General features: G+C 39.9%; 7 protein-coding genes. 5 read left to right on the top strand and 2 right to left on the bottom strand.

From position 1 onward, the window contains the following. Positions 1-137 precede the first annotated feature (137 nt). Complete coding sequence (locus JL001_RS12060) at positions 138-647, bottom strand: hypothetical protein (protein ID WP_200976319.1); 510 nt, start codon at positions 645-647, stop codon at positions 138-140. A 380-nt stretch (positions 648-1,027) separates the two neighbouring features. On the opposite strand from JL001_RS12060, the gene JL001_RS12055 reads away from it, so the two are divergent. The 4 genes from JL001_RS12055 to JL001_RS12040 all read left to right on the top strand — a co-directional run bounded on the left by JL001_RS12055 (position 1,028) and on the right by JL001_RS12040 (position 8,029). After that, the gene (locus tag JL001_RS12055; protein WP_200976318.1) at positions 1,028-2,821 is read left to right on the top strand and encodes a sulfatase; all 1,794 of its coding nucleotides are present in this window, start codon (positions 1,028-1,030) and stop codon (positions 2,819-2,821) included. A 278-nt stretch (positions 2,822-3,099) separates the two neighbouring features. Further along, positions 3,100-4,185, top strand: a complete 1,086-nt coding sequence (locus JL001_RS12050) for a helix-turn-helix domain-containing protein (protein WP_200976317.1) — start codon at positions 3,100-3,102, stop codon at positions 4,183-4,185. Positions 4,186-4,342: 157 nt separating this feature from the next. Then, complete coding sequence (locus JL001_RS12045; RefSeq protein ID WP_200976316.1) at positions 4,343-7,198, top strand: TonB-dependent receptor; 2,856 nt, start codon at positions 4,343-4,345, stop codon at positions 7,196-7,198. A 12-nt stretch (positions 7,199-7,210) separates the two neighbouring features. After that, entirely contained in the window at positions 7,211-8,029 is an 819-nt protein-coding gene (locus tag JL001_RS12040; protein ID WP_200976315.1) for a tyrosine-protein phosphatase, read from the top strand. An 89-nt stretch (positions 8,030-8,118) separates the two neighbouring features. Here the strand turns inward: JL001_RS12040 and fahA are convergent, their stop codons facing one another. Then, positions 8,119-9,387, bottom strand: a complete 1,269-nt coding sequence (fahA, locus tag JL001_RS12035) for a fumarylacetoacetase (RefSeq protein WP_200976314.1) — start codon at positions 9,385-9,387, stop codon at positions 8,119-8,121. A 167-nt stretch (positions 9,388-9,554) separates the two neighbouring features. On the opposite strand from fahA, the gene JL001_RS12030 reads away from it, so the two are divergent. Continuing rightward, a complete protein-coding gene (locus tag JL001_RS12030; RefSeq protein ID WP_200976313.1) occupies positions 9,555-12,188 on the top strand; it encodes a valine--tRNA ligase in 2,634 nt (877 codons plus the stop codon). Positions 12,189-12,310 lie beyond the last annotated feature (122 nt).

Below are 12,310 nucleotides of genomic sequence, written 5' to 3'. Positions count from 1 at the left end.
CACTTAAAAAATTCTCATAAAACCTAGTTTGACCCCAGTTTATCTCGGTAAGCTGGGGTCAAACTTTTTGATAAAGTTTGACTTAAACCTTCCCTAACATTGTCTTATTTTTTTTCAACTGAACCATAGGGCCATTCCTAAAATTCAAAACCCAATCCAAACTGCACCCCAACCTCTGTCAATTTCTGGTGGTTGTTTTCCCTCTTGAATGGAACAACAGCGTGTCGTTTAAAATTAGGATTAACAAAAAGTGACAACTTATTGAAACGGTACTTTCCTCCAAAACCTAAAATATATCCTATGCCAGATTGAGAATCTATCCAGTTGGTATTGTCTGTAATTTCAAAATCCAACAATGGTCCTCCATTGACAAACAGATATTTCCAAAATTCATAATGAGCATTAATAGGCACAGATACTAATTTCAATTCCTTGTAAGACGATAAAGGACTATTTTCTCCAACAAAAACTGGAGTTATTTTCACATCGCTGGAGGAATAGTTCAGCCCTGTCTCAAGGTATAGTTGGTTGGAAACTCCTCTCAAGTATTTAATACCAAATTCTACAAAGTTTGAGCTTTCGTAACTTCCTGCTCCATCTTCAGAGCCAGTCCTCAATAGTTTAGCATCAGAAGTTCCAATATACATTTTAAGCTCATTAGAGCTTTGGGCATTTGTACTTAAAACTTTAACAAAAAAAAATCAGCAAAAGAATAGTAATCGATTTCAACTTCATTATTTACTTGCTTTTTAGTCTTTAATTAGATAAAAATCCAGTGTAGCCTATTTCATCCATTTCTAGAATCTTTAAGCAAACAAAACACCTGTTTCTGTTAAACCCAAATTATTCCTTTTTAAATATCTTGACACGTTTTTTCAAATTTCACCAAGTTGTCTTGATGTTATATAAAGTATATATTGGTAAAGCTGTAAAGAAACTGATTTTCAATAGTTGATTATATTTATCAATGTTCAAGCCCATCATATTCCTATTTGCTCCGGTAATCTTTTTGTTTTCAAGTCCTCTTATGGGACAAACAAAAGACCTTCCCAATATTATTTGGCTAACCAGTGAAGACAATAGTCCATTTGCTGGCTGTTATGGTGACCAGTTTGCCACTACGCCTAATATGGATCATTTGGCGAGCGAAGGCTTTCTTTATACGCATGCTTATGCCAATGCTCCTGTCTGTGCGCCAGCCCGAAACACCATCATCACGGGTGTTTATGCCAATTCTGGGGGCAATCAGCATATGCGAAGTCATTATCCAAAATCTGACATCATCCAATTGCTACCGGAATTGCTCAGAAAAGCAGGATACTATTGCACCAATAATAGTAAAGAGGACTATAATATGGATCCTGAACAAGCCGCAGATATTTGGGATGAAAGTTCCAGAAAGGCCCATTACAAAAACAGACCTGCTGGCAAACCTTTTTTTGCTGTTTTTAACAATACCATTAGTCACGAAAGTAGCATCCATAAATCCATACCCAATAAAAGTCTCCGACATGACCCGGCAAAGGTAAAGCTTCCCCCTTATCACCCCGACACGCCAGAAATGCGCCACGATTGGGCCCAGTATTATGACAAAATCGAAGATATGGATACTTGGTTAGGAGAGAAACTACAGGAATTGGAAGACGAGGGGCTTTTGGAAAACACTATTGTCTTTTACTTTGGCGACCATGGTGGGGTGTTAGGAAGAAGCAAACGTTTTGTCTATGAATCCGGTACTAGAATCCCCATGATTGTCCGAATACCTCAAAAGTACAAATCTATTTTTCCAGCCTTAAACGCAGGCGATAAGGTTGATCGAATGGTGAGTTTTGTCGATCTTGCTCCCACTCTCATGAGTATCATTGGGGAAGACATCCCCAACTGGATGCAAGGTCATGCTTTTCTTGGCGAACAAAAAACAGCCGATCCCAGGCAGGTATTTATGTTTAGAGGTAGAATGGATGAAAGATATGATATGAGTCGAGCCATCCGAACTCCCCGCTACCGCTATATTATCAATTACATGCCCCATAGAATATATGGGCAACATATCAACTACCTTTGGAAGGCTCCTTCCATGGTTTCTTGGGAACAGGCCTATCTTAATGGTCAGTGTAATGACTACCAATCCGCCTTTTGGGAACCCAAACCTTTTGAAGAACTCTACGATACTGAAAGCGATCCTTGGGAAGTTAATAATCTGGCTGCTGACCCTGCCTATGCAGATATTTTGGATTCACTAAGAAAAGAAACCAGAAATTGGAGTTTACAAATTAAGGACACTGGCTTTATACCGGAGACAGAAAGAAATATTTTATATCCCAATGGAAGCTTATATGATTATATGCAAACCCTGCCTTCAGAAACACTAGAATTCTGGGTAGATGTTGCAAACATGGCAGCTGCTGGACAAGTTAAAAACCTTCAAAAACTCTTTGAACTACTCGATAATCAGGATCCAGTAGTACGCTATTGGGCAGCTACAGGGATTTTGATATTAGGAGATAAAGCCAAACCATTTGCTCAAAAAATAATGGATAAAATGTCTGATCAATCACCAGCAGTCACCCCAGTAATTTCTGAATATTTATATTCAAATGGTCAGCAAAATGAAGGGTTAAAATACCTGAAGCAATGTATTGGATCGCCAGAACTTTTTTCCCGGGTACAAGCCCTAAATGTCGTAGACATCCAAGATATAAATCAAAAAGAAGTTCAACAATCTTTGGAAAACATGCTCCTTTTGTACCCTGATAACGATGCTCCAGACCGTTACGACCTTAGACTTGTCCAATGGCTAAAAGATAAATGGAGCAAATAATTAACAAGCATTTTTCACCACTTTTATAAACAAAACACTTCTTACCTTCAAAAGTCAATCCTTTATTTCGCACTTAGAACCATTGATTACGAATTCAAGGTCTCTCCATATGCATTTCATTGGAAGCATTTCATAACATGGTGTTAACAGCCAAGTAATGTTCAATAGTTAATTTTAAAAATTGGATAAGCAAGGAAATCCAGTAGTATCAAAATTGAACCCAAAGAGAGCTACAAACTTAGCTCTTCTTTATCTGAACATTCTTAAATACTTATATTATGGGCATTATGATCGCTGTAGTTATGTTACAGGCATTGACAAGCGGACTATTGATTTATCTCAATAAACGCTATAAAGGGGAAGACCTGTATTTAAGTCTCTTGTTCGGGGTTATTTTCTGTCATTTATTTTATAAAGGAATTCTCTACTGGGCCTTTGAAGACAAAGAGCTCTTTGACAAACTTCATGGATGTTTCTCGCTATTGTATGGACCACTTTTATTTTTCTATGTGAAGTCCATTCAAAACAAAACCTTGACCTCCTCACAGATCATCCTTCACTCCTCTCCTTTTTTCATAGGCTTTGGCTTGAATATCATGATGGTCATTTTGGTTTTGGTACTGAAAACCCCAGATCTGATTATCAATATTTATGATTTAACCATTATCATTTCTGTTTTTGTCTCATTTACTGCATACAGTATTTCCGCTTTCATAGAACTACAGGGTAAAAGCACAGACCCAATCTTTCAGCAAAAAGCCTTAATCTCCAAAATTATCGCCTCAAGCAACCTTTTACTTTCTGGTATGGTCATTTTTGGCTGGACCATGCTTATTTGGGATATCAGTTTCCCAATAACCTCACGCTACATTTACTACTTTCTAATGTTGCTTTTATTTTTCAGTGTTATCCATATTAGAACGAGAATGCTCTTCTTTCAAAAGACATCTGATAACAATTCTCTTAAAATAGATATCAGCCCACAACCCAAGTACCGCAACTCCAAAATTGAGGGCAATGAATTGGAACAAGTAATCGACTCGATCAATCAGTTGTTCAAAGAAAAAAAACCATTCTTGGATCCTGACTTCAACCTTGATCAACTTGCTGGTGAGATTGAAACTTCCAAACTAAAAATCACCCAAGCTTTGAACATGCATCTAGGTAAAAATTTTTATCAATTTGTAAATACCGCAAGAATAGAAGAATCCAAAGTGTTACTCCAACAACCACATGAAGACAACCTCACTGTCATAGGTTATGAAAGTGGCTTCAAGTCCAAATCCACCTTTTACAAATACTTTAAAGAAGCAACCGGATGCAGTCCAAGTGACTACAAAAAGTCCATTCAACTCCAGCATTAAGGCACATTCATTTTTTGATAACCATTAATTAACAACACGCAACTAACTGAAAACAAAGTATTTATATTCCAAAAAGTCATTCCACAGTACGTTAAAATTTACACGGACGACTGCAAGGAAGATTCCCAATAGGTTTGTGAAAAAATTATTCACACCCATGAAAAAACTATTACCATTATTAATGTTTCTTCTGGCTTTGAACCTCTCAATGGCTCAAAACCATGCTTCCCTAACAGGAAGAATTTCTGATGGCGCTGGCTACTTGCCCGGTGTCAATGTACTTGTACTGGAGCCCAGTCAAGGAGCTCCTACTGACCTCAGTGGTAAATTTGAAATCTCCAACCTTCCTACGGGCAATGTGACTGTCCGAATAAGTTACCTTGGATTTGAAACCATCACCAAAGAAGTTGTATTGGCTGCTGGTACCAACTCCCTAGGTACAGTTCAGATGCAGGAAGCCTCTGGAGACTTGGAAGAATATGTTATCCAAGGCACCATGGTTCCTTCCCAGATGAAAGCCATTTCCATCAAGAAAAACTCCTTGGCGATCATGGATGTGATCGCTGCGGATGCAATTGGTAAATTGCCAGATAGAAATGCAGCAGAAGCCGTACAAAGACTCCCTGCGGCCAGTGTAAACCGCTATCATGGAGAGGCCAACCAAGTAAGTGTGAGAGGGACTCCTTATGCTTGGTCTTCTACCCTTTACAATGGAACAAGATTGCCAAGCTCAAATTTTGCAGGAAATAGAAATGCCTTATTGGATGCGATTCCAACAGAAATGATCCAATATGTGCAGCTGAGTAAAGCCATCACCCCAGACATGGAAGGCGATGCTATTGGTGGTTCAATCAATTTCGTCACCAGGTCTGCTCCCCAAGAGCGCATGCTGAATGTAAGTGCTGCAGGTGGATACAATCAAAAATCTCAAAACGGAAGTTATAATGCTTCCCTTGTCTATGGAGAACGTTTCTTCAATGATAAGTTTGGTGTAGTGGTCGCAGGATCAATTTGGAACAGGAATTTTGCTTCTGATGAAATTGTCTTGGATTATAACCTCAGCAAAGCCATTCCTTCGGAAAGGTACAGCATCAACACCATGAACGCCAAAAGGTACTTTGGAACTAGACGTACCACGGCTTTAAATGCCGCTTTGGAGTATGAATTTAACGATAACCAAAAGCTATTTGCCAGATTTGTAAGAGATCAATTTGATGATATCCGTCCGGTTTATGAAGCATATTATGAGTTTGACAACAACCGTTACCGCTACAGCAACCGTGAGTCAGAATACCGCACGCACTTAAAAGGCTTTGAGTTCGGTGGGATGCATCATTTGGCCACCAACCTTAAAATGGACTGGAAAGTTTCTTCCTATGACATGTTCTACAAACTGGATACCCCTCCAGGCATGCCTGAAGATCAAAGAGGATTGCCTATAGCCCAGTTTTTCCAAAATCTAGAAGGAGATTTCGGTGGACGTTCATCTGATGGACTGATCTACAACTCCTTTGATGCTCCAGATGGTAATGGAATAACCCCGCTTAATTTCGATCCACAGCTTACCAATGAAAACGATTACTTGGATCCAGAAAGGTTAACGCTTCAACAAATGATCATTTACCAGATTGATCAAAGGGACAGAGACAATGTGGGACAACTTAACTTCACTTGGGATGTCAACCCAGTATTCAGTCTTAAAGCAGGAGGCAAATTCCGCTTCAAGAAAAACGAAGCAATGATGACACCATTGGTGTTTTTACCAAATGCGCTGCTAGGAATTCCTAATTCTGCTCCCCTTCGTACATTAAGCGAATTCCAGCGTATGGATTTCCCTGCTCCGGGAACTTTCTTCAGTGAACTTAACGGACAGTTTGATGGACTAGCCATTCAGCCTATGCCTCAAAGTCAGACTTTTGAAATTTTCACCCCTGAATTCATGGCAGCCAATGACATCAACAACTACTCTCCAGGTTCAAGTGCCACAACCAAATACAATGGAACCGAGGATGTTTATGCCGGATACCTTATGGGGACTTACCACTTGACAGACAAGCTTCAGTTGATTGGTGGAGTTAGGAATGAATACACCAAGCTGACCATGAACAGTTTTGCCTATGATGCAGCCACTCGTGAGGTGACTCCGATCACTCGTGACAATGACTACAATGCCTTCCTGCCTATGCTTCACTTGAAGTATAGCCCTAAAGAAAAGGTCAACTTAAGAGCTGCCTATACCAAAACTTTCAGTAGACCTAACTTTGGTAGCCTAAGCCCTTCTGAGAATATTGATATCACCACGGGTATCCCAAGAATCACCAGAGGAAATACGGCTCTTCAGCCTACCTTCTCCAATAACTACGATTTGATGGGTGAGTGGTTCTTGGAAGATATCGGAATGGTTACAGCAGGCGCATTCTATAAAGACATCCAAAACTTTATTTTCACTGACTTATCTCAGGAAACCATTGATGGCACCAGTTATTTGGTTACTCAACCTAAAAACTTGGAAAATGCTTATTTAATAGGTTTTGAAATGGGTATCACCAAAAGGTTCTCCACATTGCCTGGCTTCTGGAGTGGCTTTGGTGTGAATGTCAACTATACCAAAATCCACTCTGAACTAGAAGTGCCACGTTTGGATGAAAACGGGACCGTATTGGCTACAGACATCACCAGTCTTCCTAATCAATCCAGTGATCTTTTCAACACAGCACTATTCTATGAAAAAAATGGTCTAATGCTTCGTCTGGCAGGAAACTACAGAGGCTCTTCAATTGAGACCATCAACCAAAACCTTGGCCCTGACTTTTACATCACAGTAGACAAAAATTTCACCATTGACTTCTCCGGTGCCTATTCCATCACCGATAAGATCAAGGCATTTGCAGAGGTAAGAAACCTAACCAATGAACCTTTTGTACAATACCTTGGCGACAACAAAGATCGAATTACTTCCAGTGAATGGTATTCAATCAATGGACAGGCAGGTATCAGATTTATCATTTTCTAAAAAAACAACATTATGAATTTCAAAAAATATATAGTACTTCCAGCATTTCTTATCAGCAGTTTCACTGCATTTGCACAGCAAAACCTTGGCTTAAAAAGCAGTCCCAATTTCCGAGAATTAGGAGGAATAGAAGTCCAAGATGGAGAAATTGTAAAAGATCACTTGATCTATCGATCAGGAAGTTTTGCCCACCTTCCAGAGGAAGACAAAACCAAATTAGAAGAAACAAAGATCCAAACCATCATTGACTTTAGATCAGATTTTGAAATAGAAAATGAACCGGATGACATTCCAGCTTCCTTGAATGCTTCTTGGATCCATACCCCGATCGGAAGCCTTGATCCAAAAGCAATGGGCAAGTTTATGAAGGTCATGACCTCGGAAAGCTTTAGCAATGAAATGGTAGATGCATTGATGATTGATGCCAACAAAGGTTTTGTTGAAAGCATCCAGGACTTCAAGCCTTTGTTTGACAACCTTCTCAATACTAATCAAGCGGTATTATTCCATTGTAGCGCTGGAAAAGACAGGACAGGATTTGCTTCTTCTTTGATCCTGTACAGCCTTGGCGCAGACTGGGAAACGATCATGGCAGATTATTTACGATCCAATGAAGCTGTGGGAAAAACAGATAAAAGCAAATTGGAAATGTACGGCATTCCAAAAGAGAGAGCAGATTATTTAATGGGCGTAAAGCCTGAATACCTTCAAGCAGCATGGGATGCTGTTGAGTCAAAGTATGGAAGTGTAGATGTAATGCTGGAGAAAGAATTGGGCATTGGCAAAAAGGAGAAAAAAGCTTTGAGAAAAAAGTATCTCGTTAAAAAATAAAAAAATCCAACCTATTGAATTATTGCAAAAGGGCCGCAAATTAAAGAGTTGCGGCCCTTTTTCTTTTTACTTTGTTATGATTTACACGGTTATTTCGCTGGCAACACCTTTCCTATCACTTCTCCAAAGCCTACCCTTACCCCATCCTTTTCAGCATGGCCTTTCATTTTTACAGTATCACCATCTTCAATAAACTTTCTCTCACTGCCATCTTCCATCCTCAGTGGCTTGGTACCTTTCCATGCCAACTCCAACATTGAACCATAACTATCCTCTGTTGGACCAGAAATGGTTCCGGAAGCATAAAGGTCTCCAATTTGAATATTGCACCCATTAACTGTTTGATGTGCCAATTGCTGGGCGATATTCCAATACATGTATTTAAAGTTGGACTGACAAACCAAGTTGTCCTTACCCTTTTCAGGTTGAATATAAACCTCTAAGTTAATGTCATATCCAAAATCCTTTTTACAATGTAGATAAGGAAGCAATTCTTCTTCAGGCTCAGGGGAAGCGGTTCTAAAAGGCTCCAAAGCGTCCATGGTCACCACCCAAGGAGAAATACTGGAAGCAAAGCTTTTTCCCAAAAAAGGACCCAAAGGAACATATTCCCAAGCTTGGATATCCCTTGCTGACCAATCATTGAACAAGACCATTCCGAAAATATATTGCTCCGCAGCATCGATCTTTACGCTCTCTCCCATTTTGGTAGACTTCCCCACGATAAACGCCATCTCCAATTCAAAGTCCAACCTTCTGCTCGGCCCAAAAGACGGCTTTTCCATATCAGGGTCTTTAAACTGCCCTTTTGGCCGGTGAATTTCTGTACCGGAAATGACTATGGAAGAAGTCCGGCCATGATAACCTACGGGCAAATGCTTCCAGTTAGGTAAGAGCGCATTTTCTGGATCCCTGAACATTGTGCCTACATTTGTTGCGTGCTCCTTACTGCTATAAAAATCCGTGTAGTCTCCAATTTTTACAGGCATTAACATAGTCGCCTCCTTTCTGTTGACCATCACTTTTCCTCTTGCTTGATGGTCCTTCAAGTCTGGGTTCTCATCTAACAACAATTTCTGAACAGTTTCCCTTACCTTCTTAGTAATAGGCTTTCCCAGGGCGATAAATTCATTCAGACTATCCCTTAAAAAGATGTTTTCAGGCAAATTGATTTCAGAAAGAAATCCATGTTCATGCAAAACAGACAAATCCACAATCTTGTCTCCAATAGCTATACCAATCCTTGGCGAAAGTCTTTTGTTCTTGAATACACCAAAAGGAAGATTGTAAATGGTAAAGTCAGCGTTTTTGGATATTTGAACCCAACTTTTCAATGCGGCTAGTGGCTGTTCTTTCATGTGGACAAAATTAGGTTAGATACAAATTTAAAATTATTAGAAGATTAAAAAACCCAAAGTACAGTTTTGACAGTAGCTTAATTAGAGGAATCGTAGTGCCTTCAAAGATATTTATATTATTTTTGCGCTCTAAGAAATAATTCCGTTTCTACAATACAAATTCAATTATGTCGCTATCCACAAAATATAATCCAACAGAAGCTGAATCCAAATGGTACAAGTTCTGGATGGAAAATAAATTGTTTAGTTCAACAGTAGATTACAATAAAGAGCCCTATTCGATCGTGATCCCTCCACCAAATGTAACTGGTGTATTGCACATGGGACACATGCTGAACAATACGCTTCAGGATGTCTTGGTGAGAAAAGCCAGAATGGAAGGTAAAAATGCCTGCTGGGTGCCTGGTACTGACCATGCCTCTATTGCTACTGAAGCCAAGGTGGTGGCCATGTTGAAGGAAAGAGGCATTGACAAAAAATCAATCAGCAGAGAGGAGTTTTTGAAATATGCCTGGGAATGGAAAGAAAAGTATGGTGGCATTATCCTGGAGCAACTTAAAAAACTAGGAGCTTCCTGTGATTGGGACAGAACCAAGTTCACCATGGATGCTGACTTGAGTGATGCAGTGATCAGTGTTTTTGTGGACCTTCATAAAAAAGGAAAAATCTATAGAGGCATCAGAATGGTCAACTGGGATCCACAGGGAAAAACAGCCCTATCTGATGATGAAGTTATTTTCAAAGAAATCAACTCGAAGCTTTACTATATCAACTATAAAATTGAAGGAAGTGAAGAGGAATTCTTGACCATCGCCACCACACGTCCAGAAACCATCATGGCAGACTCAGCGATCTGTATCAATCCGAATGACACCAGATTTGAGCACCTAAAAGGTAAAAAAGCCTTGATTCCTTTGGTCAACAGGGCCATCCCTATTGTTGAAGATGAATATGTGGACATGGAGTTTGGAACGGGCTGTTTGAAAGTTACACCAGCTCACGATGTCAATGATTATGAAATTGGGCTGAGACATAAACTAGAGGTGATCGATATCATCGCCGATGATGGAACCCTTAATGAAAAGGCGCAAATTTTGGTTGGCGAGGACAGGTTCATTGCCAGAAAAAAAATTGCCAAGTTACTGAAAGAAGCCAATCAATTGGCAAAAGAAGAGGATTACACTTCCAACGTAGGCCATTCGGAGAGGACCGATGCTGTCATCGAGCCAAAACTTTCTTTGCAGTGGTTTATGAAGATGGAAGAAATCACCAAACCTGCCCTTAAAGCAGTGATGGATGATATCATTCAACTGTATCCTCCAAAATTCAAAAACATGTACCGCAGTTGGATGGACAATGTGCGAGACTGGTGTATCTCCCGTCAATTGTGGTGGGGGCATCAAATTCCTGCTTATTACCTTCCAAACGGTGAATATGTAGTAGCCAAAACAGCTGAAGAGGCTTTGAAAATTGCCAATGAGCAATATCAGGAAAACTATTCCCTTGAAGACCTCAAGCAGGACGAGGATGTATTGGACACTTGGTTCTCTTCTTGGTTGTGGCCAATCTCTGTTTTTGACACCGATATATTCACGACAGGTGAGAAAAACGAAGACTTAAAATATTATTACCCAACCAATGATTTGGTGACTGCACCAGAAATCTTGTTCTTCTGGGTGGCCAGAATGATCATTGCAGGATATGAATATATGGGCGAGAAGCCTTTCAGAAACGTTTACCTAACGGGAATTGTTAGGGACAAATTGGGCCGTAAAATGTCCAAATCTCTAGGTAACTCCCCTGATCCATTGGAGTTGATCAAAAGCTATGGCGCAGATGGAGTGAGAACAGGCATGCTATTCAGCTCTCCTGCAGGTAATGACCTTCCTTTTGATGAAAAATTGGTAGAGCAAGGCCGTAACTTCTCCAATAAGATCTGGAATGCTTTCCGATTGATCCAAGGCTGGGAAGTGGATTCCAACATTTTGGAGCACCATAACCATACCGCTATCAAATGGTTTGAAAACCGCTTTAATCAGGCATTAGAGGAAATCGAAGACCACTTCAGCAAATTCAGGATTTCAGATGCCTTAATGAGTACATACAAATTGGTGTGGGATGATTTCTGTTCTTGGTACCTTGAAATGGTCAAGCCAGAATACCAAAAACCAATTGATCTGGAAACTTATGAAAAGACTTTAGGTTTCTTTGAATCTATCATGAAGGTGCTGCATCCATTTATGCCATTTATTACGGAAGAGCTTTGGCACCAGGTAAAAGGTAGAGATGTAAAAGATGCCTTAATCGTCTCCTCATGGCCAAGCGTTACGAGTTATGATGAAAAGTTAATTGGAGAAGCAGCACAGGTTTTTGAAGTGGTTTCTCAAGTGAGAAATATCAGGGCCTCTAAGGGCATCTCGCCAAAAGAAGCTTTTGAACTGACTATCAATACTTCAAATCAAGCCTTGTACCAATCTTTTGAGGCGATCATGAAAAAGCTGGCCAACCTTAGCCAAGTGGCTTATGCCGACAAGGTAGAGGGGGCTTTGAGTTTTGTGGTAAAATCCGACGAGTTCTTTATTCCACTCAATGAAAAAATTGATGTAGAAGCAGAAAAGGAAAATATCCGCAAAGAACTGGAGTACACCAAAGGTTTCCTCAACACAGTAATGAAGAAACTCAGTAATGAACGCTTTGTCAGCGGTGCCCCTGCTCAGGTAGTTGAAAATGAAAAGCAAAAACAAGCTGATGCAGAAGCCAAAATAAAAGCACTGGAAGAAAGCTTGGCCAAACTGGCTTAAACCTTAAAAGGAGCTTATATCAAGAGAGTCATTCAGTTTTTGGATGGCTCTTTTTTTATTTAATTAGTAGAGAATATTGAGTCTTGAGTATTTAGTCTCTTATATCCTCCTATTTCCTTAAG

Origin of the sequence: Echinicola sp. 20G, assembly GCF_015533855.1 — a bacterium.
Lineage (GTDB): Bacteria > Bacteroidota > Bacteroidia > Cytophagales > Cyclobacteriaceae > Echinicola.
Note: the sequence above shows the minus strand (reverse complement) of the source record. Positions and strands in the feature narration are given on the sequence as shown.

Coding starts and splice junctions, on each gene's coding strand:
- JL001_RS12060 (WP_200976319.1), bottom strand. CDS start 647: ATGTATATTGGAACTTCTGATGCTAAACTATTGAGGACTGGCTCTGAA.
- JL001_RS12055 (WP_200976318.1), top strand. CDS start 1,028: ATGGGACAAACAAAAGACCTTCCCAATATTATTTGGCTAACCAGTGAA.
- JL001_RS12050 (WP_200976317.1), top strand. CDS start 3,100: ATGGGCATTATGATCGCTGTAGTTATGTTACAGGCATTGACAAGCGGA.
- JL001_RS12045 (WP_200976316.1), top strand. CDS start 4,343: ATGAAAAAACTATTACCATTATTAATGTTTCTTCTGGCTTTGAACCTC.
- JL001_RS12040 (WP_200976315.1), top strand. CDS start 7,211: ATGAATTTCAAAAAATATATAGTACTTCCAGCATTTCTTATCAGCAGT.
- fahA (WP_200976314.1), bottom strand. CDS start 9,387: ATGAAAGAACAGCCACTAGCCGCATTGAAAAGTTGGGTTCAAATATCC.
- JL001_RS12030 (WP_200976313.1), top strand. CDS start 9,555: ATGTCGCTATCCACAAAATATAATCCAACAGAAGCTGAATCCAAATGG.